Below are 26,136 nucleotides of genomic sequence, written 5' to 3'. Positions count from 1 at the left end.
ACTGAGCTGGATCAAGGCTACCCGTCGGTCTCCCCGCCGCCGTCACCCTCGCCGGGGTCCGCCGGCGCGGTGATCGCGATCGAGAGCGGGGGAGACGCGTTCGACGTGCGCTGATCGCCACCCGAGCAGGTGCCCTGGTAGGTGACGATGAGCTGCTGGCCTTCGGCGTTCGCGATCTGGATCTGCGTGTTGCGCTGGGTGGGCTGGAAGTTCGGCCCGCCCGACACGAACGTGCCGTTCTGCAGAGACACCACGTAGCCGGAGAGCGTCGTGCCGCTCGGGCAGGTGAATCCGGCGCCCCACGCGATCGTGACGGTGCTGCCGGCGGCGGGGTCACCGGTGATCGTCGGGGTGTCGGTCGGAGTCGGCAGCGCCGCGCGGGCCGCGTACACGGTGAGCTGGATCGGCGTGGCCGTCTCGACGTTGCCGGAGGGCGCGAAGTTGTACACCTGGCCCACTTCGGCGTCAGTGGGAGCCGGGTCGCCGTCCACGCACGTGATGCTCGTGAATCCGGCATCCTTCAGGGTGGCGGTCGCGGTGTTGCAGTCCATGCCCTTGAGGTTGAGCGTCGTCACGTCGACGCGGGTCTCCTCGGGGGTGTCGGACGGCGTCGGCGAGCTGCTCGGCGTCGAGGACGCACTGGTGGGCGGCGCCTTCGAGGGGTCGGCGTCCTTGCCGTCGCCCTGGTTCGTCAGTGCCCACACCGTCGGGACGAGCACGATCACCAGGAGGGCGATCAGCGCGATCAGCGGCCAGGTCCATGGGCTGCGCTTCTTCTTCTCCTTCTCCTCCGCGGCACCCTCGGTGGGAAGCTGCGCCGTGGTGGGAAGGATGCGCGTGGCGCCGTCGTCTCCGGTGGCCGACAGCATCCGCGTCGCGTCGTCATCACCGGCGATGCCGCCGGTCGCGATGGCGGGAACAGCGATCGCGGCCGAGTTCAGGTCGCCGCGACGCAGGGCCTGCGCGGCGCGCGCGACCGTCGCCGACGACGACGGACGATCCGACGGCTTCTTGGCGATCATCGCCATGACGAGGTTCTGCACCGGGATCGGCACGGTCGGCGGCAGCGGCGGAGGCTGCTCGTTGATCTGCGCCATCGCGATCGCGACCTGCGATTCGCCGGTGAACGGGCGCTTGCCCGCCAGGCACTCGTACGCGACGATGCCGAGCGAGTAGGTGTCGGTCGCGGGGGATGCCGGGTGGCCGGACGCCTGCTCGGGCGACAGGTACTGCACGGTGCCCATCACCTGGCCGGTCGCGGTCAGCGGCACCTGATCCGCGATGCGGGCGATGCCGAAGTCGGTGATCTTGACCCGGCCGTCGGGCGTGATCAGCAGGTTTCCCGGCTTGATGTCGCGGTGCACGAGACCCGCCGCGTGGGCGGCCTGCAGGGCGGACGCCGTCTGCGCGACGATGTCGAGCGTCTTGTCGGCGCTCAGCGCGCCGTCGCGCTCGAGCACGGTCGACAGAGCCTCGCCGGGGACGAGCTCCATGACGAGGAAGGCGCTGCCGTTCTCCTCGCCGTAGTCGAAGACACTGGCGATGCCCTCGTGGTTGACGAGCGCGGCATGCCGAGCCTCGGCTCGGAATCGCTCGAGGAACCCGGGGTCCCCCATGTACTCGTCCTTGAGGATCTTGATGGCGACGGTACGTCCGATGACGTGATCCGTCGCCTCCCACACCTCGCCCATGCCGCCGATCGCAATCCGCGACAACAGCTCGTAGCGACCACCGAACGACACACCCTGCGTCGGTCTCATCTGCCCAGCACCGCCTCTATGACCTTCTTCGCAATCGGAGAGGCGATGGTGTCGCCGCTTCCGGACTGCCCCTGTCCGCCGCCGTCTTCGACGACGACCGCTACTGCGACCGCGGGGTCGTTCGCCGGTGCGAAACCGGTGAACCACAGCGTGTGCGGCCTGTTCTCGTTCTCTGCCGTCCCGGTCTTACCCGCCACGTCGATCCCGTCTATTCTTGCACCCTGCGCTGCGCCGGATGAGACGCTGGCGACCATGGCTGCGGTGACCTCGTCGGCCACGTCCGGTTCCATCGCACGACCGAACTCGCTGTCCTCGAACGCGCGGACCACCGACAGGTCGTTGCCGATCACGGCATCCACCATCTGAGGGTTCATCACGACGCCGTCGTTGGCGATGCCGGCTGCCACCATGGCCATCTGCAGCGGGGTCGCGGTGACCTGGCCCTGGCCGAAGCCGGAGAGAGCGGTCTGCGGGTCGTTGAGTGCCTCGGGGTAGCTCGACGGCGTCGACTCGAGCGGGAGGGAGAAGCTCTTGTTGAAGCCGAACTTCTCCGCCATCTCGCGGATCGCCTCGTCGCCCAGTTCGACGGCCAGTTCGGCCATCGGAATGTTGCAGCTCAGTCGGACCGCGTCGGCGATCGTCACAGTGGACCCTGACCCGCAGGTCGTGCCCGAGGCGTTGGAGACCTGGTTCTCAGAGCCCGGAAGCTTGTAGCGGGCCGGGTTCGGCAGCGTCGACTGCGGAGTCCAGTCACCGCTCGCGAAGGCGGCGGCAGCGACGACGATCTTGAACGTGGAGCCGGGAGGGTTCAGGTCGCCCGCGATCGCGCGGTTCGACAGCGGCTTGTCCGGGTCGGCGAGGAGCTCGTCGTAGACGGAGTTCGCGGCATCCGCGTCGTGGGTGGCGAGCAGGTTCGTGTCGAATCCGGGGGTGGAGACCATCGCGAGGATCCGCCCCGTCTTCGGGTCGATCGCGACGACGGCGCCCTTGAGTTCGCCGAGCGCCTCATAGGCCGCCTTCTGCGCCGCAGCGTTCAGAGACAGCTCGACGCTGAACCCGCGCTGCGGCTGTCCGGAGAGGATGCGCTCGACCTCGGCGAGGAACGCGTTCGAACCGGTGCCGGAGAGATCGGCGTTCATCGCCTGCTCGATGCCGGTCTGCGAGTTCAGCGCCGCGTTGAAGTAGCCGGTCACCGGCTCCCACATCGGCGCATCCTCGTAGACGCGCTGGAACTTGTAGGTGTCGTCGCTGGGCACCGAGGTGGCGTTGGCGTTGCCGTCGACGATGATCGAGCCGCGCTGGATCTCGTAGCTGTCGAGGCGCGTGCGCTTGTTGTGGCTGTTCTGGGCGAGGCTGTCGGCCTCGACGACCTGGATCCAGCTGGTCGCGGCGAACAGGGCGATGAACATGAACAGCATCACGATGCTGAGGCGACGGAGTTCCTTCGTCATATCAGCCGATCACCACCCTCGGCTGGCGGCGGACGCCGTCGGAGATGCGCAGCAGCAGCGCCACGATGAGCCAGTTGGCGACGAGCGACGAGCCGCCGGCCGCGAGGAACGGTGTCGTGAGACCGGTCAGGGGGATGATGCGGGTGACGCCGCCGACCATGATGAACACCTGCAGAGCGATCGTGAACGAGAGGCCGGTCGCGAGCAGCTTGCCGAAGTCGTCCTGACCCGCGAGGCCGATGCGCATGCCGCGGCTGACGAACACCATGTAGAGGCACAGGATCGCGAACAGTCCGATCAGGCCGAGCTCTTCGCCGAGGCTGGTGATGATGTAGTCGCTGTGCGCGAGCGGCGTGATCTCGGGACGTCCCTGACCCCAGCCGGTGCCGATGAGACCCCCGCGAGCGAGGCCGAACAGACCCTGCATGGGCTGGTAGCCGGCGACGTCGGGGTCGACCTGGTTCGCATCGAAGAGGAACAGCCAATTGATGAAGCGGCCGCGCACGTAGCTGAGGATCTGGGTTGCGAGCGCGACTCCGGCGAGCACCAGGGTCAGGCCGATGACCACCCAGCTCGTCTTGCCGGTGGCGACGTAGAGCATCGCGACGAACATGCCGAAGATGAGGGTTCCGGTGCCGAGGTCGCGCTGGAAGACGATGATGCCGAGCGAGATGACCCAGACGACGAGCACGGGTCCGAGCTCGCGCATGCGCGGCCAAGTGATGCCCATGATCCGCTTTCCGACCGAGGTGAGGCTCTCGCGCGTGCGCACCAGGTAGCCGGCGAAGAAGATCGCGAGGCAGATCTTCGCGATCTCACCGGGCTGAAAGGCGAACGCTCCGCCGAGCGAGACCCAGACCGCGGCGTTCGCGTCGTCGATGCGCAGGCCCGGCACGAAGGGGAGGAGGAGCAGCAGGATGCCGGCGAGGCCGAAGATGTAGGTGTACCGGAACAGGATCCGATAGTTGCGCAGCAGGATGACCACGGCGATGGCGCCGGCGAGGGAGATCGCCGTCCATGCGAGCTGCTTGGTGGAGTACGCGTCCCAGCCGGTGTTGGCTTTGGCGATGTCGATGCGGTAGATCATCGCGATGCCGACCCCGGTGAGCAGGGTCGCGATCGGGAGGACGAACGGATCGGCGTCGGATGCCACCGCGCGCAGCACGAAGTGCACAGCGAAGGCGAGGACTGCGAGCCCGCCGCCGATGGCCAGGACGACCGGGTCGATCACGCCGAGCGCGCCGAGCTGCACGAGCGTGAGCGAGGCGCCGCTGATCGCGCAGGCGAAGAGCAGCAGCCAGAACTCCCGGTTGCGCTGCGTCTGCGGCATCCGGATGCGCTTGAGCGCCTTGATGACGCTGGTGTCGGCAGTGACGTCGGTGCTCATCCGTCACCTCCGGCGGGGGTCTCGCTGGGGCTCGGCGCCGGGGTGGGGAGCGGCGTCTGCTCGATGACGTTCGCCTCGGCGCCCGTGCGGAGGCGGTCGACGATCGCCATCGCGTCGGCGAGGGAACGCGCCGAGATCGAGCGTTCGACGGATGCCCGCTGATACGGCGGGAGGTCCGCGAGGAGGATGTCGGTGTCTTCGATGGGGGAGGACAGCACGATCGGACCGATGTTCTGCTGCACGCCCTGGAAGATCACGACGCTGTCGTCGTCGGCGCCGATGAAGTAGCGGGTCTGCGTCCAGCTGTATGCCGCGAAGGCCGCGAAGGCCAGCATCGCGATCACGACGAGAACCCCGGCGATCCAGCCGAGGCGGCGGCGCTTGGCGCGGCGGCGATCCTCTTCGATGAGCTCCTCGAGGTACTCCGGCGCGGGCTCGAAGTGGCTCGGCTCGTTGGCCGCCTGGCGCACCGGGTGGAGCCAGTTGCCGCGGGTGGTGCGCACCGGGGGCACGTAGACACCCGACGGGTTCGAGGCCGACCCGACGACGGTCGGCGTGCCGGAATGCACGGGATGCTGACCGCCGACGTCGACCAGCACGATGGTGACGTTGTCGGGGGCGCCGCCGTCGAGGGCGCGCTTGAGGAGGATGTCGGCGGTGCGACCGGGAGCGAGCCCGAGCTGCATGGCCTTGAGGATCTGGGTCTCGTCGACGACCCCGGAGAGTCCGTCGGAGCAGAGCAGCCAGCGGTCGCCGGGCTGCGTGTGCATGACGAACATGTCGAGCTCGGGATCGGAATCCATGTCGCTGAGCACGCGCATGAGCACCGAACGGCGGGGGTGGTACCGCGCCTCTTCGGGGGTGATGCGGCCCGAATCGACGAGACGCTGCACGAAGGTGTGGTCGGCCGTGATCTGGGTGACGGCGTCGTCGCGGTAGAGGTAGATGCGCGAGTCGCCGATGTGGCCGATGACGGCGTACTCGTCGACCATGATGATCGCACTGACCGTGGTGCCGAGGCCGGCGAGTTCGGGGCGATCCTTCGCGGCGCGGATGAGGTCTCCGGCCGCCGTCGTCACCGCCGCCTGCAGCGAGGCCTGGGCGTCTTCGGTGGACCGGTAGGCCTGGTCGAGGGGCTCGAGGCGGTGGATCGCGATACTCGAGGCGACGTCGCCGCCCGCGTGGCCGCCCATGCCGTCGGCGACGACGAACAGGTTCGCTCCGGAGTATCCGGAGTCCTGGTTGTTGGAGCGGACCTTCCCGGTGTGGGAGATCGCGACGCTCGAGCCTTCGAAGACCATGCCGGGGTCAGGCTCGCAGCTCGAAGGTCGTGGCGCCCACCTTGATCGGGGTGCCGAGCGAGAGGTTGACCGGTGCGCCCTGGACCCGCTGGCCGGCGACGAAGGTGCCGTTCGTGGAGTCGAGGTCCTGGATGGCCCAGCTGTCGCCGCGCAGCATCAGGCGGGCATGGTGGCTGGAGGTGTAGTCGTCGCGGATGACGAGCGCCGACTCGCTGGAGCGGCCGATGGTGAGCGAGTCCGCGCCGAGAGGGAGTTCGAGTCCCGCCTTGGGGCCCGAGGTGATCACGAGGCGCTTGGCCGTGGCGACCGTCGCGGGGCCAGTCGAGGGGCGGGAGGATGCCGGCTTCGCGGCGGCCGGTTTCGCAGGTGCGGCCGGGGCGGATGCCGCGCCGGCGGTCGCCTCGGCGGGGAGCTTGCGCACCTTCACACCGAAGAGATCGGCGCGCAGCGAGTACACGACGCCGAACACGAAGAACCACAGCACGATCAGGAAGCCGACGCGCAGCAGCAGGAGGATCAGTTCACTGGGAGTGCTCATCGGATGCTCTCCCAGCTGGGTCCCTGAGCTTGTCGAAGGGTCATCCGATGCCTCCGAACGCGCGGGTGGAGTCGTCGGTAGGCCGCGACGGGGCGGCGGCGACCGGAACGATCCGGAACACCAGATCGGTGCGGCCGATCGTGATCGTGGTGTCGGTGGGGAGCGCGGCTTCGCGGAGCTTCTGACCGTTGACCTTCGTGCCGTTGGTGGAGCCCAGGTCGCGCATCATGGCGCGCTCGCCGTCCCACAGCACCTCGGCGTGCTTGCGGCTCGATCCGGCGTCGGCGATCGTGATGTCGGCATCCGTTCCCCGGCCGATCACGGTGCGGGCGCGGGAGAGCGAGTGGCGGCGTCCGTCGACGTCGATCACGGCCTGCCAGTTGACGCGACCCTCGACCGTGCCGGAGCTGACGCGCACGGTGCCGGTCGGGACCTTCTCGTCGGCTTCGAGGGTGATCGAGAGCGGGCCGGAGAAGCTGTAGCCCTGCGACTTGGCGTGCTTCGTGAGGAGAGCGTGCAGCTCGTCGGTCAGTGCGCTGCCGAGGCCGCGCATCCGCTCCGCGTCGTCGGCGCTGAGACGCACGACATAGCTGTTGGGCGTGATGATGCGATCGCGGCTGACGACCGCCGCTTTCGTGTCGGCTTCACGACGGACCGCCGAAGCGATCTCCACCGGCTGGATGCCGCTGCGGAAGGTCTTCGCGAACGCGCTGCTCACAGCGCGCTCGAGACCCTTCTCAAAGCTGTCAAGTAGTCCCACTGGGCTCCTCTGGCATGCCGACCGGTACGGACATCGTAGCCAGGTGACCTGGGGGAACGCCGCCGAAGACGAGTTTCGCATGTGCGAGACGCCCGAAATCGCGTGATATCCTCGGGAAGTTGAGTTCTTCGGAGCGAGACCACTCGCGCGAGTGGCGGAATGGTAGACGCGCTGGCTTCAGGTGCCAGTATTCGAAAGGATGTGGGGGTTCGAGTCCCCCCTCGCGCACAGAACGAATGACAGAAGGCCGGGCCCGGAGGGTTCGGCCTTCTGTCATTCCTATCTGGGCACGAGTGAGGCCCCTCGATGATCGGGGCCCCACCGGCGCGGAGGCTCCGCGCGCCGCCTGATGCTCCTGCGTTCGCCGAGGTCGATATCGAGGCGGCGGGTGGAGTGCGCCGGAGGGACTCGAGTCCCCCCTCGCGCACAGAACGAAGAAGAGCCAGGCCCAGAGGGTCTGGCTCTTCTTCGTTATAGGCGCGAGGTTGGCCCCTCGATAATCAGGACCCCACCGGCGCGGAGGCTCCGCGCGCCGCCCGATGCTCCCGCGTTCGCCGATGTCGGGAACGAGGCGGCGGGTGAAGTGCGCCGGAGAGACTCGAGTCCCCCCTCGCGCACAGGATCAATGACAGAAGGCCGGGCCCGGAGGGTTCGGCCTTCTCTCATTCTTATCTGTACGCGAGTGCGGCCCCTCGATGATCCGGGGGGACTCGAGTCCGCCGTCGCGCAAAGTGGGCCCTGTTCGTCAAATCAGGGCAATCTGTTTCGTAATCCAGAGGAGCCGGTCGGAGAAGTTTCCGACCGGCTCTTGCGTTGCGGTCGGCGGGCGACTCGCGGCAAGCCACCGTGGCGCGGTCCGAGGCGCGTCGGTAGTCTCCTCTTGAACCCGTGGTCGACGGTCGGGCTCGGTTCAAGGGGGAACGATGGCTATTCTCGGCGTCAACGGGACCACGAGTTGTCTATGGCTGGCTGTCGTGTCTGATGTCGGTGACGTCCTCGACGCACCACATAACTTTGCCCTCGCCAGTAACACGCCCCTTGACGAGCAGATCGCCCTTGCCGTTGATGATGCGACGCGTCTGTTTGACCGCTTCAGCGTTGATGCCGTCGTGATCCTTGATGCGGAGACGGGCCGCAGGAACGCCCCGAGCTACTCGCAACTGGTGCCACGGATCTCTTTGGAGGCGGCAATGATGTATGCCGCGCATAAGCATGGCATCACTGCGGCTCGGATTCCTCGCGCCCGGGTTCGATCAGTCATGGATCTTGCGAAGAACGGCAAGCTCAGTGACCTTGCCGCCACAGTGCTCGACGCGCACGCTCCGCACTGGACGGGCAAACGCGATCTCGCGGCTCTCGTCGCTGTCGCGGAACTGAAATCGAGCGGCTAATGGCGATCCTGGGGGACAGCGCGCGGATCAAAGACTTTCAGCCCGCGGCATACTCTTTCTTGCGCACCATTCAAGAGGGGAACACCGGCGTCACCCGCTTGTATAGGCACACCGTTTTCGGAAAGCTGTTCGTTCAGAAGACCGTCAGCATGCTTGGTATGCCCAACGCGGTCGCCACCAATGAGCCGAAGTTGTTGGAAGATCTTCAGCACCAGCGACTGATCCGGGTTCGCGACGCCCAGTGGGACGCGGATTATCCCGCGACAACGAAAGCGCTCACGTTCGTGACGGACTACTACGAGGGTGAGAGCATTCACGCGGCCCTTCAAGATGGACACCAGTTCGCTGCGAAGGCAGCCCTGGACATCGCCGCTTGCATCCTCGAAGGGCTGGCGTACCTGCACGCGACCAAGAGGTACGTGCACGGCGACATCAAGCCGGGGAACATCATGCTCAATGGGCCACGAACGGAAGGCTTCGTTGGGGACTTCGGCAGCGCTGCCGCGTTAGACCCTGTCAAAGGGACTGCTGCTGCGGCCGGCGGCACACTCCTGTACCGGCCGCCCGAGTACGCCAGCGGCGAGGTGGATGAGCGTGCTGACCTGTATTCGACGGGGCTCACGTTGTTTGAGATGTTGAACGGGCCGCTCGACTACGACGCTCTCGCCAACGCCTCCCTCGACCGCAGGGCGAGCGAGGGTAAGCCAGCAATTGGGGCGTCGCATCTGTCATTTCGGCCGTGGGTGGGACCGGCCGTAGCCAGTTTCGTCCGAAAGTTGATGCACGCAGACCTTGCGAAGCGGTTCCAGACAGCGGATGAAGCGCTCCGCGCCCTTCACAAGCTGACCTATGTCAATTGGGCGAAGGTAGGCGACGGTGAATGGTGTGGTGTCTGGCCGCCGAGAGAACGCGCAGCACGCCAACGACTGCTGAAGGTGACTGCCGCAGATCTCGGTGGGCGAAACGCTGGCTACCAGCAGCTGTCAGCCTCGTGGAGCCGAGACGGGGGCAATACATGGCGCGGTTACGCGCGGTTCGCCCGGCGCACCGCCGTGGGAGACGATGCTGCGCTGGCCGAGTTCTTCCGTTTAGTCGAAGAGGAAGCCCAGTCTGTTGCGGTCCGGTAGATCGCCGTGGCTTGAGCGGCCGGAAGGCGGCTGAGACGGCGCCGCGCCGATGCAGTCTCACCGATAGCGAGGACAAAGTCGGCTGAGGTGATTTGGTCTTCGACGCGCAGCCGCCCGTCACGGACGGCATCCCACAGGGCGGTGGTCACACCCGGCACTCGCATGCCCACCTCCGGATCGGCCTGCCAGTTTTCGGATACTCCGAACGCGGCCAGAACAGCTGCTCCATCCGCCGTCTCACGCAAGCGACGAAGCGCCGCGTGAATCAAATGATGGTCTCGCGCATCTAGCCGTGCGACGCCCCCAGCAGCCATCATGGTTGTCAGGAGGTTAGATATACCTCTGTCAGACATACATCTAAGGTAGAGCCGGGGTCGGACATGACAGAGAAGCGACACTCGGTCGACGCAGGCGAAATGCTTCGGTTGAGTCAGGATCGTCAAGTGAGTTTTCGAATCCCACTCGCGCTGGACCAGCGGCTAGATGCTTTGATAGAACGTGCCGTGGCTGCTGGCGAGCGGACGACCCGAGCGGAGCTCTTGCAGGCCCTCGTGTTGAATTGTGAATGCGAAGGTGGCGAACTAGGTGCGATGCTTCGTCGGTTGCGCACGAGTTCGAACGGCGACGCGGTCTTGGATCGCAATGTACCCGGAGACAACGTTCTTCGATTCAGTGACCACAAGCCAGGGCCTCGGACCACAAGTGCGTGAGGGCACTCATCGTGGAACGCAGAATCGGGGTCTTCGTAGAAGATCCGGGCGCTTTACAGGGGCGCAAGCCGTGGCTCCGGGGCTAACCACCTAACCTCCAGATAACAGCCCGTCGCGGCGCGTCCGACGGAAGTCCTCATCGACCCGGGTTTCAGGGATCGCTCACCGCTCCGAGTGCGCATCTCATATGAAGCGGCGCGGGCCGCTAGCACGAACTCGAAATCGACGACGCAGTCTTCGCCCGCTGAAGCGCACGCCCCGCATGGTGGACGCAGTGCGGCGTGTGTTCCGGCAAGGCCGCCTCGGTGGGCTACCGGAGGCTGACCAAGCGCAAGCTCAAGAAGTAGTCACTATGGGGGCCATGACCCCGATTTCTGTGCTCGGGGTCTGATTCAGCGGAGTTGCCCGGCCACCGTGCGGTAGAGGCTGTCCGCGGGCAACCCTCGTACCATTGCGCGTCTAACTCTCGATCTCGGGGCTGATGACGGTGATGGGCGCGACCTTGATCAACAGCTTCTTGGAGCCGGCTTCGTCAAACTTCACGTGTGCGATTCGCTTCGCACCTTCGCCGGTCACGGCGACGACCGTTCCGTCTCCAAAATCGCTGTGCGCGACGCGGTCGCCCTTGTCCAGGTTGAGATCACCGTTGTCGCGCATCTTCGCGGTCACCCGTGTCGACCACGAATCGAGCCCCGATGACGGTCGACCGTCACGGACAAGCGCGTTCACGCCGAGGAGAATTTCGTTGAGGATCTCTTCCGTCGAACGGGATTCCGGGAGTGCGGTGTCCTTTGGAGTCAATGTCTGCGCGGTCGCGATGGCATCAGCCAGCTTCGGCCAGGCCTGCGCGAAGAGGAGATCGAAGGACGCCGGATGAATCTTCCCGCCGAGCTCTTTGTTGAGCCTCGCGCAGAGCTTACGGAGGTCAGCCTCGACGCTGCCGTACACGTTGTTGAACTGACTCAGCGGCGGACGCAGGTCTCCCCGGTCGAGGTCTACGAGCAGGGGCACCACGCTGCCACGACCTGTCTTGCCGGCGAGCGCCCCGGCCTCGAACAGGATCCACGGCTCCGCCATATTCGTGCGGGTCAACAGCAGAATCCCGATGATGGAGCTTTCGAGGTTGTCATTGATGACGTCATTGAACCGTTCACCCGGCGCGATGTTCGCGTCCGACAAGAACGACTCGACGTGCCCAGCGAAAGTCGTGTCAATGAACTCTTTGAGATCATGACCCAACGCCTTCGTCTGATCGCCGGACCAACTGATGAAGACCTGCATAATTCCCCTCCGCGCCGTGCAGCCCGCTAGTGGCCGCGATACGACTCGCTAGAATCGCCTCCGGGCAGCGCGTGATGCGTCTCAGAGTGTACCGACCGCTCGACTGCGCCGCGCCGAAGGGCCGCCGCCGTTGCTGGCTGCTCAAACCTCTGGCTCCGTCCTTGCTTACGCCTCGGATACCTTGAACGCGCACGGCGGACCGTAGGGTCAGCTCATGGTGTTGAAGAAGCTGCCACGGAACGCGGCAATGGACGGCGTTGACCTTTATCGCAGGCTCGATGATCCCGGGGACGGGTCAGCGCTGGGCGACCCGGCTCGCATCGAGGCGTTTGTCGACGAGCTACGCAGCAACTTGACGGACAACTTGAAGACGCCGTCGACGGTGGCAGGGTGGCGGGCCCAGGCTCTTTTCGCGTCCCTGGTCGCGGCACTCGACGAGTGCGACCTGCTGACGATGGTGGACACCGGAGAGATCTATTACGCCGATGCCAGCGTGAAGGCACCGGACTACTTTCTCCATCTGCGCTCCGGCAAGCGGATGCTCGTCGACGTGAAGAACGTCGCCCTTCGCAATGAGGACTCGCTCGATATGCCGGTCAAGTTCACCCAATCGGAAGTCGCCCGCATGCGCGAGTTCGGGGATCGCTTTGGCGCCGAGGTATTCCTTGCCCTTTACGTCCCCCGAATGGCTACGTGGCTGCTGGTCGATATCGACGACCTCACGGATGGTCCCGGCGGTGGGAAGCGCATTACCATTCAGAACGCGATCCTCCGAAACCAGCTCTATCTCTTGGGCGACAAGTACGTCGGCACCGCGTACCCGCTCGAGTTCGTCATGCGTCACGACCCCAGGGTGTCCAGCACGCCGGGGCCGAAGGACGAGGACGGGAGACGGAACTTCCAATTCAAGGTTGGGTCAGTTGAACTGCTGGCGGGGGGAGTGACCATCACGGACCCGCAGGAGCGACGCATCCTGCACTTCTTCATGCTCTACGGCTCGTGGAATGAAGAAGAGATCCCTCTGATCGTCGACGGCGAACTCGTCGAGATCCGTTACAAGTTCACCCCGGACGAGATACACCAGGGTGGGAAGGAGCTGCTCGGGACCTTGGCGTCGATGTACTCGCGGATGTTCGAGTACAACACCTCTGACGCATCGGGACCGCTCGCTCTCGACGTCGACGTCGAGCCCGGCACACTCGTCACACTGATTCCCCACGACTTCGACTTCGCTAACGCCACGCTGCCACTCTGGCTCCTTACCGTTCACCCTGCGGACAAGGAACCCGAGGAGGTCGCCACCAACGATCGATCTGGAGAGCACAGCGACTCCGAGCCGGAGAGGAACGAATGACCCGCTGTCTGCTGAACGCGCTCGCGGGGACGACGTTTCTGAGGGAGCCCTCCTGCTCGACGAAGCGGCTTCAGCGGACGTGCACGTCGTAAAGCAGCTCTTCGATGACCTGCGCGTGACTACGAGCGCTGCCTATCCGCCTCGAGCGATCCCGTGGAGAATGACTCCCATGCGCCTCCACTCCCGCACGACCGGCTCCGGCGAGCACCACGTCGCACTCATCCACGGCCTCGGTGCGTCCAGCGCGACCTGGCGGCCGCTGATCGAGCGGATGCTGGCCACCGGCCGCTTCACGGTGACGACCCTCGACCTCCGCGGACACGGTGAGAGCGACCGGGCGCCGTCGTACTCCCTCGAGGAGCTCGCCGGCGACGTGGTCGACGCGCTCCCGCAGGGCCTCCACTCGGTGGTCGGGCACTCGCTCGGGGGAGCGGTGCTGGTGCGGGCCGTCGCGCGTCTGCAGCCCGAGCATGCGATCTACCTCGACCCCGGCTTCGGCCTCACCCTTCCGACCACGGGTTTCGCGGGTCGGGCGTTCTGGGCGGTGCCGGCGCTCTCGCTGGGCTTCATGGGCCTGATGCAGGCGCGAAGCAGTGCGCCGCAGCGCGCGGCCCTGGACCCGAGCATCCGGGAACTGATGAAGAAGAGCCAGCAGCAGTTCGACACCAAGATGGCGACGGGCGTGTTCCGTGAGGTCGCGTTCCACCCGGTCGCCATTGCACCGCCGGCCGTGCCGTCGACCATCGTCCTGTCCGACGACGCACCTGCCGTGCTGCCCGACACCATGGCCGCCGCCCTCGAGCGCGAGGGATGGCAGATCCGCCGCCTCGCCGGCATCCATCACGACATGCATCTGGAGGATCCGGCCCGCACGCTCGAGGTGATCGACGACGTGCTGTGACCGTCCTTCACCGGTGTCGGCGGCGACAGTAGGGTGACAGGGTGACCGAAGACACCTGGCTCGCCCGGCTCGAAACCGAGCACTCCGCCCTCGACCTGGCGCGATTCGACCGCGCCGACGCCTGGCGGCTCGGCAGCTCCATCGCCGAGCGCGCGCTCGCCGAGGGGCATCCCGTCGCGATCGATGTGCGGACGGCATCCGGCATCCTGTTCCACGCCTCGCTGCCGGGCGCGACGGCCGATAACGACGACTGGGCGCGCCGGAAGGCGGCGACCGCCTTCCGCTTCGAGACGAGCACCGCCCTGCTCGAGGCGCGCATCGCCGCCGGCGGACGCGACATGTTCGAACCCGGATGGCTCGACCCGGCCGAATACGCCGTCGCCGGGGGAGCGGTGCCCGTGCGCGTCACCGGCGTGGGCGTCGTCGCGGTCGCGACCGTCTCGGGTCTCCCGTCGGACGACGATCATGAGCTCGTCACGCAGGCACTCCGGGAGTTGCAGCGGCGTTAGGGCGGCCCCCTCCTTCGTTTCGGACGGCAGACTGGAGAGGACCCCCGACGCCGACGAATCCGGAGAAGCGATGACGCACGCACAGCCGCGCAGGGCAGCCGAACAGGCGGTCCTCACCGTGCAGCAGGTGGAACAGGTCAGCCCCGACCTGATCCGGATCACGGCGGGTGGTGACGGGTATGACGCGTTCCGAGACAACGACTCCACCGACAAGTACGTCAAGATCCTGTTCGCCGACCCGCGACACGGTCTGACCCCGCCGTACGATCTGGCGCTGCTGCGCGAGCAGAGCCCGGAAAAGCTGCCGACGCCCCGCACCTACACGATCCGCTCGGCCGATCCGGCGCAGCGGCGTCTCGTGATCGACTTCGTCGTGCATGGCGACGAGGGCATCGCCGGCCCGTGGGCTCTCGGTGCACGACCGGGCGACACCCTCGTGGTCAGCGGTGCCGGTGGCGGCTATCAGCCTGACCCGGCGGCGCCCTGGCACCTCCTCGTCGGCGACCACACGGCGCTGCCGGCCATCTCCTCCGCCATCGAGCGGATGGATGCCGCCGCTGTCGGCCACGTGCTGCTCTCGATCGCCGACGACGCGGACCGCATCCTCCCCGAGCTGCCGGCGGGAGTCAGCATCCGCTGGACGGAGACCGATGAGGAGCTCCTCGCCGCGCTCGCTGCACTGCCCTGGGGTGACGGGCATCCGCAGGTCTTCGCGCACGGAGAGCGCGGAACGATCAAGGCCGTGCGGGCGCTCCTGAAAGAGCGCGATGTGCCGCGGGAGTCCCTGTCGATCTCGGCGTACTGGGCGCGTGGCCGCGCCGAGGACCAGTTCCAGGCGGAGAAGCGCGAACCGATCGGGCAGATCGAGTAGTCGCCCTCTCTGCCGACCTGCCCCTTTGTGTGCGACCCGCCCCTTTGTGTACGTACTCAAGGGGGCGGCTCGTACAGAAAGGGGCGGCTCGGCGGGGGTGTGCGAGGCTGGGTCGACGCGACATCGCGACGACGAACGAGGGAGACGACGGATGCTGGAGACGACAGACAACGTACGGCTGGGGAACTCCGGCCTCCGGATCTCGCCCGTGGTCCTCGGCTGCATGAGCTTCGGCGCGCCCGACCGCGGCACGCACCGCTGGTCGCTCGACGAGGAGACCAGCAGGCCGCTCATCCGCCAGGCCCTCGAAGCCGGCATCACCACGTTCGACACCGCCGACGTGTACTCCGACGGCACGAGCGAGGAGTTCGTCGGGCGCGCGCTCGCCGACTTCGCGCAGCGCGACCAGGTCGTCATCGCCACGAAGGTCCACGGCCGCATGGGTCCCGGCGCGAATCAGGCCGGTCTCAGCCGTGCGCACATCCTCTCCGGGATCGACGCCAGCCTGCGCCGCCTGGGCACCGACTACGTCGACCTGTACCAGATCCACCGCTGGGACCCGGAGACGCCGGTCGAGGAGACGATGGAAGCCCTCCACGACATCGTCCGCTCGGGCAAGGCCCGCTACATCGGAGCCTCGTCGATGTGGACGTGGCAGTTCGCGAAGGCGCAGCATGTTGCCGTGCAGAACGGATGGACACCGTTCGTCTCGATGCAGGATCAATACAACCTGCTGCAGCGCGAGGAGGAGCGTGAGATGCATCCGTTCTGCCTCGACTCCGGAGTCGGAGTGCTGCCGTGGTCACCGCTCGCGCGCGGACGCGTGACCCGCGACTGGGACGAGACCACCGCGCGCACCGCGACCGACGAGTTCGGCGCGACCCTGTACCGTCGCGAGGAGGACTCCAACCGCGAGATCGTCGAGGCCGTCGCCCGCGTCGCCGCCGAACGCGGAGTCTCGCGCGCGCAGATCGCGCTCGCCTGGGTCGCACAGCAGTCGGCCGTCACCGCACCGATCGTCGGCGCCACGAAGGCGGAGCACATCGAGGATGCGGTCGCCGCCGTCGGCATCCGTCTCGATGATCTCGAGCTGAAGCAGCTCGAGAGCGCGTACACGCCCCGGGAGGCGGAGGGGTTCTGAGTCTCATCCCGGTCGGGCCCAAGGCTTCGTCGGACCCTCCGGCTAGCGTGTGGGGATGCCTGCCGACACCCTGACCGAGCGCCTGATCCTCGAGCCACTCGATGACGCCCCGCCGGAGCTGGTCGAGGCGCTGTTCCGCATCCAGTCGGATCCGGCGACCTGGGAGCATCTTCCGGGCGGCGCAGACGCGGATCTCGCCGAGACGCAGAGTCTGATCGACGGCTACGCCCGATCGTGGCGCGAGCAGGGTCTCGGCTGGTGGGCGGTGCGACTGCGGACGCCGCTGGGGCAGCTTCCCGCGGGTGAGGTCATCGGGCTCGGCGGCGTCGCGATCCGAAAGCCCGAGGTGCCGGCGTGGAACCTCGGATTCCGGCTGACTCCGGCATCATGGGGGTACGGATTCGCCGCAGAGCTCGGCCGGGCCGCGATCGACGCGGCGAGGGTGGCGCAGCCGGACGTCCCGGTCACGGCGCGCGCGCTCACCCGCAACGCTGCCTCGTGGCGCACACTCGAGCGCACCGGACTGTCGCTCGTCTGGGAGGGTGCCGCCGCCGCCGATGATCCGCTGACCTCGGGCCTGGAGCGCCGCGTCTACAGCGACCGAGCGCTGAGTGCCGAGTTGCTCGCGCAGCTGATCGCCCTCGGCTGACCCCCGCATCGGCATCCGCCCCTGGCTTTCTTGTTCTTTATATATAGAATAAGCCGTATGACCAAGCTCACCCGCGTCACCGAGCCGACCCTCGACGTACTGCAGGTCCTCGTCGGATCGGCCGCGCCGGTCTGGGGACTCGCACTGGCCAAGGGTGCGGAGCGCGCTCCCGGCACGGTGTATCCGATCCTGTCCCGGCTCGAGGAACTCGGGTGGATCATCGGCGAGTGGGAGGGGGAGTCGGATCATTCCGGTCCGCGCCGTCGCTACTACCGCCTGACGGATGAGGGGCGCATCGAAGCCGCCGCACTGCTCGCTGCCAGGTCGCGACGGCCCATCGGCGTGCCCACACCGCGCCTCGCGTTCGGGAGCGCGGGATGAGCGGCTCCGAGACACTCGTCCGGTTCGCCGCAGCTCTGCTGCCCCGAGCACGCCGCGCGCAGCGACGCGAGGAATGGCTCGCGGACCTCGCCGGCGCGGAAGAACTCGGCATCCCGCGATCGCAGGTGGTGCTCGGGGCGCTGCGCGCGGCGCTGTCCGAGGGCTCGCGGGTGCGGCGTGCCGCGCTCACGCCCCGCCGCGCACTGGCGATCGTCGCGATCAGCGCCGGAGTCGTCGCGGTCGGTGCGCCCACCGCGGCCTTCGCCGTCATGCTCGCGTCCAACGCCCGCGGCGTCGTGACCGTCGAGTCCGGTGAGGACGGCGACCGGGAGGTGTTCTGGCGTGACTACCCCGGCATCCCCGAACTCGACCCCGAAGACGTGCTGGCCGGTCCCACCCTCGAGGAGGGTGAGGAGGCCGGACGAGGACTCCTGGCCGAGATCGAAGCCGCGATCATGGCCGAGTTCGGTCTCGAATGGACGGCGCCGCCGCCGGGGAACGAGGGGCAGGTCTCATTCCCCGCGCAGAACTACTACGGAGGCCCGTCCATGCTCCGCGTGCTCAACGTGCAGAGTCGGCAGTCGACCGCCGTGCCCGCGACCTGGGAGGAGAAGGAGCGGATGCTGGCCGTCATCGCCGACGTCGCCGCGAACCACGGCTACTCCGACCTCTCGTTCGACCATGAGGCCGGCTCCATGACCGAGGCGGAGGTCGTCGAGAGCTACGGGGGATCCACTCCCGAAGAGATGGTGTTCCTGTCGGGAATGCTGCAGGGGCCGACCGGACAGTGGCTCATGTTCTCGATGAAGGATCTCTCACTCGATCACGACGGCCGCTTCACGGAAGCATCCGAGGGAGCGGAAGAGAGCGGCTGGCAGGGGAGCTCGATCGCGTTCACGTACGGAGCCAACGGCTTGTTGCCGAGCGAGGACCGTGCCGAGTTCGAGCGGAGGCTCGAGCCGTACGCCGGCCTCGAGCGTCCAGAGCCGCTGCCGAGCTGAGTCCAACCCCCGGAAGATCAGTCGGCCAGGTCACCCGACCATTGTCTCCGACCGAGCACCGCGAGCGCCCGGTCGACGAGCACGTAGACGAAACCCACCACGATCAGCGCGATCGACAGCGCGACGAGCCACACGGCGACTCCGCCGACGCCGAGGGTGTCGACGTTCATGAACGGGTACGGATACTTCTGGCCGGGCGTGAATTCCCCGCCTGCCGCGCCGAACGCGAAGGCGAACGCCAGGTACGCGTAGGGGATGAGCGTCCATCTCAGCGGATCGGTCCAGCGGAACGCGCCCTTCGGCACGAAGAGGAGCCAGTCGATGATGAGCAGGCACGGAGTGACGACGTGGATGAGGGTGTCGGTGAGGGAGAAGATGTCGCTGTCGCCGTCCGCGACCCTGGTCGGCACCAGGACGACCAGGTAGATCAGCATCGTCACCGAGATCGCCATCATGACCGCCCCGCTCCAGCGCGGACTCGGCGTCGAGGTGCCGGAGCGGCCGAGACGTCGCAGGTCGACCGCGGTGCGGATCACGAGCAGCAGCATCCAGACGAGACAGAGGAGGTTGCTGAGCATCGTGTAGAACAACAGGGTCGACCAGTCAGGCGCGCCCGACAGGACCTCCGAGTACCGCACGATGCCCGTGACGATCACGGCCAGCGCGATGATCCGATAGGCCAGCGCCACGGGACGGAGGTTCACCGCGGAGCGCGCGAGCAGCGGGTTTCGCGGAGATTCTGGCATCTGATCGAGTCTAGGTCGAGCAGCTATCAGTGCGCGGTGGGAGGTCAGCGTCGCACCGGGTCTGCGCCGCCGTCGAGGAAGCGTTCGAGGTCGCGCAGCGTGGGCGCGGCCTCCCAGTCGCCCGGCACCAGACACGCCATCGCCCCGCAGGCGTTCGCGCGGTGCAGCGTCGCATCGAGGTCGAGTCCCGCGAGCAGACCGCTCAAGTACCCGGCGACGAAGGCATCTCCCGCGCCGACGGTGTCGACCGGGTCGATCCGAAAGCCGGATGCTGCCGTCACGGCGTCCCCGATGAAGACCGAGGCGCCCTCGGGTCCGCGCTTGAGGACGGTCGTCGCGCAGCCCGCGTCGCGTAGACGGCGCGCGGCCTCAGCAGGCGCAGCATCCGGATACAGGATCGCGAACTCCTCCTCGCCGCCGAACACGATGTCGGCGCGCTCGGCGATCTCGCGCAGTACGGGGCCGGCGACGGTCGCCGGTGCGAGCGCCGACCGGTAGTTGATGTCGAAGCTGACCGCCGCGCCGGCATTGACAGCCCGGTCGATCGCGGCGTGCACCGCCGCGCGCGCCGACTCCGACAGCAGTGGAGTGATGCCGGTGACGTGCAGCAGCGCTGCGCCCTCGACCCAGCCCTCGGGGAGATCCGCAGCGCTGAGCCGAGACCCGGCCGATCCCGCCCGGTAGTAATGAACCGCAGTGGATGCCGCCGAGGGGCGCTCCTTCACCATGAGGCCGGTCGCGGCATCCGCATCCGTCGTCGCCCGCACATCCACGCCCTCCGCGCGGATCTCGCGCACCACGCGCTCGCCCATCGAGTCGTCGCCCACGCGACCGAGCCATGAAGCCGGGACGCCGAGACGGGAGAGACCGATCGCGACGTTGCTCTCCGCACCGCCGATGCCCATGGCGAGCCCGTGCGCGTGGCGGAGCGAACCGATCTCGGTGGTCCGCACGAGCGCCATGGTCTCGCCGAGCGTGACGACGGACGGTACGGTCACGGCGCGCAGACCTCGACGAAGGCCTCCGCGCGATCGCGGAGCGCCAGGAGGTCGCCGCCGCGGAAGGCATCGCCGAGCAGGGGCCCGCCGACGCTCACCGCGACCGCGCCGGCCGCGAGCCATTCCGCAGCTCCCGCCAGGTCGACTCCGCCCGAGGGAACAGCCACCAGATCGGGGAAGGGTCCGTGCAGATCCTTGAGGTAACCCGTGCCCACCTGCCCGGCCGGGAAGATCTTGACCGCCGACGCACCCGCCGACCACGACGCGAACAGCTCGGTCGGCGTGAGGCCGCCGGGAACGATGGGCACACCGGCATCCGTCGCCTGCTCGACGAATGCCGCCGAGGTGATCGGCGTCACGAGGTAGCGGGCGCCCGCATCGACGGCACGCGCGAGATCAGTCGTGTTCGTCACGGTGCCGACCCCGAGATCGACGACCTCGCCGTACTGGGACAGCAGGTGCGGCAGTCGGTCGAACGTCCCCGGAGTGGTGAGCGTGAGCTCGACACTGCGGATGCCGGCATCGATCAGCACGTCCAGCACCGCTTCGTAGTCTTCCGCGCGCTCGGCGCGGGCCACGACGATCAGGCGTGACGCCACGGTCCGCGAAGGCAGCGCGACGCGGCTCACCGCCTCACCAGTCATGGATCGTGCCGTCGAGCAGGCGGTTCACCGGCAGGTAGGCCTTCGTGTACTCATTGCCCGCGGCGGCGTCCTCGTCGAGCTCCACGCCGAGACCCGGCTGCTCCCCGGGGTGCAGGAAGCCCTGGTCGAACGTGAACGACGTCTGGAACACCTCGAGCGTCTGCTCGTTGTGCGGCATGTACTCCTGGATGCCGAAGTTGTGGATCGCGAGATCCAGGTGGAGTGCCGCGGCCATCCCGACGGGCGAGATGTCGGTCGGGCCGTGGATGCCGGACTTGATGCCGTAGATCGCCGCGAAGTCGAGGAGCTTCTTCATCGCGGTGATGCCACCGGTGTGCGTGACGGCCGAGCGCACGTAGTCGATCAGCCGCTCGGTGATGAGGGTCTGGTAGTCGTAGACCGAGTTGAAGACCTCGCCGATCGCGAGCGGCGTCGTGGAGTGCTGGCGCACGAGGCGCAGCGCGCTCTGGTCCTCGCCGGGCGTGCAGTCCTCGAGCCAGAACAGGTCGTAGGGCTCGATGTCCTTCGCGAAGCGGGCGGCTTCGATCGGCGACATCCGGTGGTGCCCGTCGTGCAGGATGCGGAGGTCGGTGCCGAACTCCTCGCGGATCTGCGAGAAGACGCCGGGCATGTGGTTGAGGTAGTTCCGGGTGTCCCAGTTCTCCTCGCTGGGCCGGTCGCCCGAGCGCTTGGCGGGCTCGTAGTCGTAGCGCACTCCCGGCCCGGCGGCCGAGACACCGTAGATCTGGCCGAGGCCGGGCACCCCGGTCTGCACGCGGACGGCGGTGAAACCGAGCTCCTTGTACCCCGTGATGGCGTTCGACAGCGCGGCGTAGTCGGTGCCGGATGCATGGGCGTACACCCGCACGCCCTCGCGGCTCGCGCCGCCGAGCAGCTGGTACAGCGGCATCCCGGCTTTCTTGGCCTTGATGTCCCACAGCGCCATGTCGACCGCGGCGATCGCGGCCATCGTGACCGGTCCGCGACGCCAGTACGGTCCGCGGTAGAGGTACTGCCAGGTGTCTTCGATCCGATCCTCGTCGCGGCCGATCAGCATCGAGGCGACATGCTCGGACAGGTAGGCGGCGACCGCGAGCTCGCGGCCGTTCAGAGTGGCGTCCCCGAGACCCGTGATGCCGTCTGCGGTCGTGATCTTCAGCGTCACGAAGTTGCGGCCGGGGCTGGTGATGTTGACGTCGACGAGCTCGATGGTCATGGTGATGTCCTCAAGAAGAAGGGGGTGCGGCTGTTCGGGCAGCCGCACCCCGGGTCGGGTGTCAGATCGCGTCGCGCGGGTCCGTGAGGTCGCGGCCGGCGACCTCCGGCATCCAGATCGATGCGATGAGTGCGCTCAGCGTGAAGATGAAGAGCATGATGATGATCGGGATGAACGAGCCCGTGACGGCCGAGACCCACGCGGCGGCGATGACCGGGCCGGCACCCGTCGCGACGATGGCGGCGATCTCGCGGGCCATGGCCGTGAACGTGTAGCGGTTGCGCGAGCCGAACAGCTCCGGGAGCGTCAGGTTCTCCAGCGATGCGAAGCTCATCACGGCGAGGTTGTGCAGCACGACGTAGCCGATGAACACCTGGAGCGTGACGCCGCTGCTGATCATGAGCATCGTCGGGATGATGACGATGAGGGCGACGACCGCCCAGATCATGTACATGCGCTTACGGCCGAACCGGTCACCCAGCCAGCCCGAGAGCGGCACCGTGATGAAGGCGACGAGCGACGAGACGATCACGGCGTTGACGCCGATCGAGCGGTCGAGCAGCAGCACGACGGTGATGTAGCTGATGAGGTACGTCTGGATCATGCCGGAGTTGCCGGCCTGGCCGAAGCGCAGCAGCAGGGCGATCGAGAACGCCTTCCAGGGCTTGCGCTCCATGGCCTCGAGGGTGCGGACGTCGCCGGTCTCGGTGGCGAGCTCGAAGGCCTCCTGCTTGGAGAGCGCCTTGCCGTCGACGACGTCGTCGCGCTCCTCGAAGACCGGGGTCTCCTTGAGGTTGAAGCGCACCCAGATCGCGAAGAGCATGATGACCGCGCTGCCGATGAACGGGATGCGCCATGCCCAGTCGATGACCTCCTGCTCGCTGTACGCGACGAGGAGGATCGCCCAGATGCCCGAGGCGAGCAGCGTGCCGCAGTTGGTGCCGAGGGCGACGAGCGAGGCGATGATGCCACGACGCTTCGCCGGTGCATACTCGGCGAGCATGACGCCGGCGCCCGAGATCTCGGCACCCGCACCGAAGCCCTGTGCGATGCGCAGCAGGACGAGCAGGATCGGCGCGAGGATGCCCACCTGGTTGTACGTCGGCAGGAACCCGATCAGCGTGGTCGCGAGCCCCATCAGGAGGATCGTGTAGAACAGCACCTTCGTGCGGCCGGTCTTGTCACCGAGCCGCGCGAAGAAGAACGCGCCGACCGGGCGGGCGACGTAGCCGACGCCGTACGTGGCCATGGCGGCGACCACGGCGATCGCGGGGTTCTCGTTGGAGAAGAACAGATCGGCGAAGACGAGTGCGGCGGCCAGCGAGTAGAGCTGGTAGTCCATGAACTCGAGGGCGGTGCCGAGCCATCCGGAGACGGCGGCGCGCACGAGGTCGCGGACCGACCTCTTCGCGGCGGGGTCGTCGACGGTCTGAGCCGTCGTCTGTGATTCGGACATGGGAGGTACTCCTTCGGACCAGGAACAGCGGGTGGGGACTAGAGGGACAGCAGGACCTTCGCCGAGGCGGACGAGTCGCGAGCGAGCTCGAAGGCCTGGACGGCGTCGGATGCCGGGATGACGTGTGAGACGACGGAATCGAGCGCGTCGGACTCGGCCAGCATGCTGACCGCGTCGTCGATCTCGGTGGAGAAGCGGAAGGCCCCGCGGATCGTGAGCTCCTTGGCGAGCATCGGCGCGAGGTTCACGCCGATCTCGGCGTTCGGGAGCATGCCGACCTGCACGATGGAACCGGCGCGGCGGGCGGCGCGGACGGCCTGGGTGAGCGAGACCCCCACGCCGGAGCACTCGAACACGACGTCGTACGACTCGTCGTCGATCGTGTCCTGGCCGACGAGGAAGGCTTCGGTCGCGCCGAGCGACTTCGCGCGCTCGAGGGGCTCGGGGCGGAGGTCGCTCGCTCCGACGACGGATGCTCCGGCGTGCACGGCCGCGGCCACGACCAGCAGGCCGATGGGTCCGGAGCCGATCACCAGCACCCGCTTGCCGGCAACGCCCTCCGCCAGGTTCACGGCGTGGATGGCGACGGCGAGCGGTTCGGCGAGCGCGGCCCGCTCGAGCGGCAGGTTCTCGGGAAGCACGCGGATCATGCCCTCTTCGACCAACAGGTACTCGGATGCTCCGCCCTGACGGTGCGGGTTCGCGGCGGCGCTGCCGAAGTAGTCGCCGCCGGGACGCAGGTGCGGGCGCTCCTCGAGTCCGGCGACGCTCGGGCCGTAGCGCGCGGGGTGCACGGTGACCGGGGTGCCGGGGGCCAGTCGCCCGGACGGGTCGAGGTCGACCACGCCGGACAGCTCGTGCCCGGGGGTCAGCGGCTCGCGGATCGTGTACTCGCCGTTCGCCCCGTGGAAGTAGTAGTGCAGGTCGGACCCGCAGATGCCGACGTAGTTCACCCGCAGGCGCACCTCGCCGTCGCCGGGAGCGGGGACCTCACGGTCCTCCCAGCGGATGTCTTCCTTGCCGTGGATCGCGAGAGCCTTCATGGCTGCATCTCCTCTGCGCTGGTGAATGACGTGCGGGTGAATGACGTGCTGGTGCTCTGGGACGCGGCGACCGCATCCGCGATCGCCGAGCCGACGCCCTGCCGCTGGATCGTATCGATCAGCTCGCCGACGCGCCCGATGAACGCGTCCTGCCCGGCCAGTCCGTCGCCGAAGAGCTGGAGCTCGGCGATGACGCGGTGGGCGAGGTCGCGGCCGTGGCGCGCGGTGGCGGCGAGGCCGGCGAGGCGCTCGCGCGCAGCATCCGTCATGGCCGCCGCATGCGCGCCGGGGTCGAAGCCGGCGAGCGGGGCGATGCACGACAGGTAGCCGGCGACGGAGAGGGCGATCAGGTGCGGCATCTCGCCGCGGCCGAGCGCCTGCAGCGCGGGTTCGGGAATGCGCTGGCGGAGCTTGACCGAGCCGTCGGTGCCGACCTGGCTGGTGCGGTGGCCGAGGGCGCTGTTGCCCCAGCGCTCGAAGAGCTGGCTCTCGTAGTCGCGGATGTCGACGCCGGAGGGAACCTCGATCGACGGCTCGTACTCTTCGCGGAGAACCGAGAGAGCGGCGCGGGCGATGTCGTCGAGTCCGATCGCCTCGGGGATGGTGCCGACCCCGCGGAGCGCGCCGAGGTAGGCGATCAGCGAGTGCGTGCCGTTGAGCAGCCGCACCTTCATCTGCTCGTAGCGGCCGACCTCATCGGTGAACACGGCGCCGCCGGCTTCCCAGGCGGGGCGTCCGCCGGCGAATCGGTCTTCGATGGCCCACATGGTGAAGGGCTCCGCGGGCACGGGGATCTCGTCCCTCGTGCCGAGCAGCTCGCTCACACGGTTCCGCAGCTCGGGCGTGGTCGCCGGCACGATGCGGTCGACCATGCTCGAGGGGAAGGTGACCGCGCGGTCGAGGTACGCGAGTGTGTCGGCGCCCTCGTTGCCGGGGAGCGTCTGCAGGAACTCGCGGACGAGCTTCTCGGTGTGTGCGCCGTTGTCGGAGAGATTGTCGCAGCTGAGGATCGCGATCGGTGCTCCGCCGGCCGAGGCTCGAGCCTGCAGGCCACGGGCGAGCTGGCCGATCGTCGAGCGGGGAGCGCCGCCGCTCAGGTCGGCGCGCACCACGGCGTCGTCGAGGTCGAGCTGCTGGGTGGCCGCGGAGTAGCTGTAGCCGTTCTCCGTGACGGTGAGGGTGACGATGCGGATGCCGCCGTCGGCGATCTGCGCCACGACGCGCTCGGGCTGCTCCGCACCGACGAAGGCGTCGGTGTGCACGCCGGGCACGCTCAGCGAGGTGCTGTCGGGGGCGATGGTGGCGACGGAGTAGAGGAGATCCTGCGCGTGCATCGCGTCGACGATCGTGCGGGAGCGGGACGCCACTCCGACGATGCCCCAGTCGCCGCCGGATGCTGCGTGGGCGGCGGCGGTGTAGACGGCCTGGTGCGCCCGGTGGAAGCTGCCGAGACCGAGGTGCAGGATGCCTGCGCGCTCGGGCCGGGAGTGATCGGCGATGATCGTCATGTAAGAAGTGTG

Annotated in this window: 23 protein-coding genes, 1 tRNA gene and 2 pseudogenes; 11 read left to right on the top strand and 15 right to left on the bottom strand. The window is 67.7% G+C overall.

Annotation, left to right across the window (positions count from 1 at the left end):
- Nucleotides 1–17: 17 nt before the first annotated feature.
- From QFZ21_RS12410 to QFZ21_RS12385, 6 genes are read right to left on the bottom strand one after another with little or no spacing between them, the layout of a single operon-like run.
- Nucleotides 18–1,760, bottom strand: a complete 1,743-nt coding sequence (locus QFZ21_RS12410; RefSeq protein ID WP_307378260.1) for a protein kinase — start codon at nt 1,758–1,760, stop codon at nt 18–20.
- Nucleotides 1,757–3,211 (bottom strand): penicillin-binding protein 2, encoded by a 1,455-nt coding sequence (locus QFZ21_RS12405; RefSeq protein ID WP_307378259.1) that lies wholly within the window; start codon nt 3,209–3,211, stop codon nt 1,757–1,759. Before QFZ21_RS12405 ends, QFZ21_RS12410 begins: the two co-directional genes overlap by 4 nt.
- A gap of 1 nt (nt 3,212) precedes the next feature.
- Nucleotides 3,213–4,598 carry an FtsW/RodA/SpoVE family cell cycle protein gene (locus tag QFZ21_RS12400; protein ID WP_307378257.1) on the bottom strand — a complete coding sequence of 462 codons (1,386 nt, stop codon included), beginning with the start codon at nt 4,596–4,598 and terminating at the stop codon, nt 3,213–3,215.
- On the bottom strand, nt 4,595–5,899 hold the full coding sequence (locus QFZ21_RS12395; RefSeq protein WP_307378255.1) for a PP2C family serine/threonine-protein phosphatase: 1,305 nt from the start codon (nt 5,897–5,899) through the stop codon (nt 4,595–4,597). The genes QFZ21_RS12400 and QFZ21_RS12395 overlap by 4 nt, the downstream gene beginning before the upstream one ends.
- A 7-nt stretch (nt 5,900–5,906) precedes the next feature.
- Nucleotides 5,907–6,437, bottom strand: a complete 531-nt coding sequence (locus QFZ21_RS12390) for an FHA domain-containing protein (protein WP_307378253.1) — start codon at nt 6,435–6,437, stop codon at nt 5,907–5,909.
- A gap of 40 nt (nt 6,438–6,477) precedes the next feature.
- Complete coding sequence (locus tag QFZ21_RS12385) at nt 6,478–7,197, bottom strand: DUF3662 and FHA domain-containing protein (RefSeq protein WP_307378251.1); 720 nt, start codon at nt 7,195–7,197, stop codon at nt 6,478–6,480.
- Nucleotides 7,198–7,342: 145 nt separating this feature from the next.
- Between QFZ21_RS12385 and QFZ21_RS12380 the strand changes: the two genes are divergently transcribed.
- The 3 genes from QFZ21_RS12380 to QFZ21_RS12370 all read left to right on the top strand — a co-directional run bounded on the left by QFZ21_RS12380 (nt 7,343) and on the right by QFZ21_RS12370 (nt 9,715).
- Nucleotides 7,343–7,425, top strand: a tRNA-Leu gene (locus QFZ21_RS12380).
- 695 nt (nt 7,426–8,120) lie between these two features.
- Entirely contained in the window at nt 8,121–8,588 is a 468-nt protein-coding gene (locus QFZ21_RS12375) for a hypothetical protein (protein WP_307378249.1), read from the top strand.
- Nucleotides 8,588–9,715, top strand: coding sequence for a protein kinase (locus QFZ21_RS12370; RefSeq protein ID WP_307378248.1), 1,128 nt, complete (start codon nt 8,588–8,590; stop codon nt 9,713–9,715). The genes QFZ21_RS12375 and QFZ21_RS12370 overlap by 1 nt, the downstream gene beginning before the upstream one ends.
- A 1,169-nt stretch (nt 9,716–10,884) precedes the next feature.
- Here the strand turns inward: QFZ21_RS12370 and QFZ21_RS21100 are convergent.
- Together QFZ21_RS21100 and QFZ21_RS21095 are read right to left on the bottom strand one after the other, a co-directional pair.
- Nucleotides 10,885–11,097 (bottom strand): annotated as a pseudogene (locus tag QFZ21_RS21100) (hypothetical protein); the annotation flags it as partial.
- A gap of 282 nt (nt 11,098–11,379) precedes the next feature.
- A pseudogene (locus tag QFZ21_RS21095) lies at nt 11,380–11,706 on the bottom strand (toll/interleukin-1 receptor domain-containing protein); the annotation flags it as partial.
- 214 nt (nt 11,707–11,920) lie between these two features.
- Here QFZ21_RS21095 and QFZ21_RS12360 point away from each other — a divergent pair.
- From QFZ21_RS12360 to QFZ21_RS12325, 8 genes are all read left to right on the top strand, one after another.
- Nucleotides 11,921–13,060, top strand: coding sequence for a hypothetical protein (locus QFZ21_RS12360; RefSeq protein ID WP_307378245.1), 1,140 nt, complete (start codon nt 11,921–11,923; stop codon nt 13,058–13,060).
- A gap of 169 nt (nt 13,061–13,229) precedes the next feature.
- Nucleotides 13,230–13,961 carry an alpha/beta fold hydrolase gene (locus QFZ21_RS12355; protein WP_307378243.1) on the top strand — a complete coding sequence of 244 codons (732 nt, stop codon included), beginning with the start codon at nt 13,230–13,232 and terminating at the stop codon, nt 13,959–13,961.
- Between the two features lie 41 nt (nt 13,962–14,002).
- Nucleotides 14,003–14,470: a heme-degrading domain-containing protein gene (locus QFZ21_RS12350; protein ID WP_307378242.1), complete on the top strand. Its 468-nt coding sequence runs from the start codon at nt 14,003–14,005 to the stop codon at nt 14,468–14,470.
- Nucleotides 14,471–14,540: 70 nt separating this feature from the next.
- Nucleotides 14,541–15,341, top strand: coding sequence for a siderophore-interacting protein (locus QFZ21_RS12345; protein WP_307378240.1), 801 nt, complete (start codon nt 14,541–14,543; stop codon nt 15,339–15,341).
- A gap of 151 nt (nt 15,342–15,492) precedes the next feature.
- Entirely contained in the window at nt 15,493–16,482 is a 990-nt protein-coding gene (locus QFZ21_RS12340; RefSeq protein WP_307378238.1) for an aldo/keto reductase, read from the top strand.
- Nucleotides 16,483–16,537: 55 nt separating this feature from the next.
- Nucleotides 16,538–17,131: a GNAT family N-acetyltransferase gene (locus QFZ21_RS12335; RefSeq protein WP_307378236.1), complete on the top strand. Its 594-nt coding sequence runs from the start codon at nt 16,538–16,540 to the stop codon at nt 17,129–17,131.
- A 57-nt stretch (nt 17,132–17,188) separates the two neighbouring features.
- Nucleotides 17,189–17,512 carry a PadR family transcriptional regulator gene (locus QFZ21_RS12330; RefSeq protein WP_307378234.1) on the top strand — a complete coding sequence of 108 codons (324 nt, stop codon included), beginning with the start codon at nt 17,189–17,191 and terminating at the stop codon, nt 17,510–17,512.
- Nucleotides 17,509–18,513 (top strand): hypothetical protein, encoded by a 1,005-nt coding sequence (locus tag QFZ21_RS12325; protein ID WP_307378233.1) that lies wholly within the window; start codon nt 17,509–17,511, stop codon nt 18,511–18,513. The genes QFZ21_RS12330 and QFZ21_RS12325 overlap by 4 nt, the downstream gene beginning before the upstream one ends.
- 17 nt (nt 18,514–18,530) lie before the next feature.
- Here QFZ21_RS12325 and QFZ21_RS12320 read toward each other — a convergent pair whose 3' ends face one another.
- The 7 genes from QFZ21_RS12320 to QFZ21_RS12290 form a co-directional block, all read right to left on the bottom strand.
- On the bottom strand, nt 18,531–19,259 hold the full coding sequence (locus QFZ21_RS12320; RefSeq protein WP_307378231.1) for a Pr6Pr family membrane protein: 729 nt from the start codon (nt 19,257–19,259) through the stop codon (nt 18,531–18,533).
- Nucleotides 19,260–19,303: 44 nt separating this feature from the next.
- Nucleotides 19,304–20,257 carry a sugar kinase gene (locus QFZ21_RS12315; protein WP_307378230.1) on the bottom strand — a complete coding sequence of 318 codons (954 nt, stop codon included), beginning with the start codon at nt 20,255–20,257 and terminating at the stop codon, nt 19,304–19,306.
- Nucleotides 20,254–20,901 (bottom strand): bifunctional 4-hydroxy-2-oxoglutarate aldolase/2-dehydro-3-deoxy-phosphogluconate aldolase, encoded by a 648-nt coding sequence (locus QFZ21_RS12310; RefSeq protein ID WP_307378229.1) that lies wholly within the window; start codon nt 20,899–20,901, stop codon nt 20,254–20,256. Before QFZ21_RS12310 ends, QFZ21_RS12315 begins: the two co-directional genes overlap by 4 nt.
- Nucleotides 20,891–22,117, bottom strand: coding sequence for a D-mannonate dehydratase ManD (gene manD / locus QFZ21_RS12305; protein ID WP_307378228.1), 1,227 nt, complete (start codon nt 22,115–22,117; stop codon nt 20,891–20,893). The genes QFZ21_RS12310 and manD overlap by 11 nt, the downstream gene beginning before the upstream one ends.
- Nucleotides 22,118–22,178: 61 nt before the next feature.
- The gene (locus tag QFZ21_RS12300; protein ID WP_307378227.1) at nt 22,179–23,573 is read right to left on the bottom strand and encodes an MFS transporter; all 1,395 of its coding nucleotides are present in this window, start codon (nt 23,571–23,573) and stop codon (nt 22,179–22,181) included.
- A gap of 38 nt (nt 23,574–23,611) precedes the next feature.
- Complete coding sequence (locus tag QFZ21_RS12295) at nt 23,612–24,616, bottom strand: L-idonate 5-dehydrogenase (protein ID WP_307378225.1); 1,005 nt, start codon at nt 24,614–24,616, stop codon at nt 23,612–23,614.
- Entirely contained in the window at nt 24,613–26,124 is a 1,512-nt protein-coding gene (locus tag QFZ21_RS12290) for a mannitol dehydrogenase family protein (RefSeq protein WP_307378224.1), read from the bottom strand. The genes QFZ21_RS12295 and QFZ21_RS12290 overlap by 4 nt, the downstream gene beginning before the upstream one ends.
- Nucleotides 26,125–26,136: the final 12 nt, after the last annotated feature.

Source organism: Microbacterium sp. W4I20, assembly GCF_030816505.1.
Taxonomy (GTDB): Bacteria; Actinomycetota; Actinomycetes; order Actinomycetales; family Microbacteriaceae; genus Microbacterium.
The sequence above is the reverse complement of the archived record's forward strand: the minus strand, read 5'-3'. Positions and strand labels throughout refer to the sequence as shown.

What these genes read in the sequence shown, in the direction of transcription:
- QFZ21_RS12410 (WP_307378260.1), bottom strand. Translation starts at nt 1,760, where the DNA reads ATGAGACCGACGCAGGGTGTGTCGTTCGGTGGTCGCTACGAGCTGTTG.
- QFZ21_RS12405 (WP_307378259.1), bottom strand. Translation starts at nt 3,211, where the DNA reads ATGACGAAGGAACTCCGTCGCCTCAGCATCGTGATGCTGTTCATGTTC.
- QFZ21_RS12400 (WP_307378257.1), bottom strand. Translation starts at nt 4,598, where the DNA reads ATGAGCACCGACGTCACTGCCGACACCAGCGTCATCAAGGCGCTCAAG.
- QFZ21_RS12395 (WP_307378255.1), bottom strand. Translation starts at nt 5,899, where the DNA reads ATGGTCTTCGAAGGCTCGAGCGTCGCGATCTCCCACACCGGGAAGGTC.
- QFZ21_RS12390 (WP_307378253.1), bottom strand. Translation starts at nt 6,437, where the DNA reads ATGAGCACTCCCAGTGAACTGATCCTCCTGCTGCTGCGCGTCGGCTTC.
- QFZ21_RS12375 (WP_307378249.1), top strand. Translation starts at nt 8,121, where the DNA reads ATGGCTATTCTCGGCGTCAACGGGACCACGAGTTGTCTATGGCTGGCT.
- QFZ21_RS12370 (WP_307378248.1), top strand. Translation starts at nt 8,588, where the DNA reads ATGGCGATCCTGGGGGACAGCGCGCGGATCAAAGACTTTCAGCCCGCG.
- QFZ21_RS12360 (WP_307378245.1), top strand. Translation starts at nt 11,921, where the DNA reads ATGGTGTTGAAGAAGCTGCCACGGAACGCGGCAATGGACGGCGTTGAC.
- QFZ21_RS12355 (WP_307378243.1), top strand. Translation starts at nt 13,230, where the DNA reads ATGCGCCTCCACTCCCGCACGACCGGCTCCGGCGAGCACCACGTCGCA.
- QFZ21_RS12345 (WP_307378240.1), top strand. Translation starts at nt 14,541, where the DNA reads ATGACGCACGCACAGCCGCGCAGGGCAGCCGAACAGGCGGTCCTCACC.
- QFZ21_RS12340 (WP_307378238.1), top strand. Translation starts at nt 15,493, where the DNA reads ATGCTGGAGACGACAGACAACGTACGGCTGGGGAACTCCGGCCTCCGG.
- QFZ21_RS12335 (WP_307378236.1), top strand. Translation starts at nt 16,538, where the DNA reads ATGCCTGCCGACACCCTGACCGAGCGCCTGATCCTCGAGCCACTCGAT.
- QFZ21_RS12330 (WP_307378234.1), top strand. Translation starts at nt 17,189, where the DNA reads ATGACCAAGCTCACCCGCGTCACCGAGCCGACCCTCGACGTACTGCAG.
- QFZ21_RS12325 (WP_307378233.1), top strand. Translation starts at nt 17,509, where the DNA reads ATGAGCGGCTCCGAGACACTCGTCCGGTTCGCCGCAGCTCTGCTGCCC.
- QFZ21_RS12320 (WP_307378231.1), bottom strand. Translation starts at nt 19,259, where the DNA reads ATGCCAGAATCTCCGCGAAACCCGCTGCTCGCGCGCTCCGCGGTGAAC.
- QFZ21_RS12310 (WP_307378229.1), bottom strand. Translation starts at nt 20,901, where the DNA reads ATGACTGGTGAGGCGGTGAGCCGCGTCGCGCTGCCTTCGCGGACCGTG.
- manD (WP_307378228.1), bottom strand. Translation starts at nt 22,117, where the DNA reads ATGACCATCGAGCTCGTCGACGTCAACATCACCAGCCCCGGCCGCAAC.
- QFZ21_RS12300 (WP_307378227.1), bottom strand. Translation starts at nt 23,573, where the DNA reads ATGTCCGAATCACAGACGACGGCTCAGACCGTCGACGACCCCGCCGCG.
- QFZ21_RS12295 (WP_307378225.1), bottom strand. Translation starts at nt 24,616, where the DNA reads ATGAAGGCTCTCGCGATCCACGGCAAGGAAGACATCCGCTGGGAGGAC.
- QFZ21_RS12290 (WP_307378224.1), bottom strand. Translation starts at nt 26,124, where the DNA reads ATGACGATCATCGCCGATCACTCCCGGCCCGAGCGCGCAGGCATCCTG.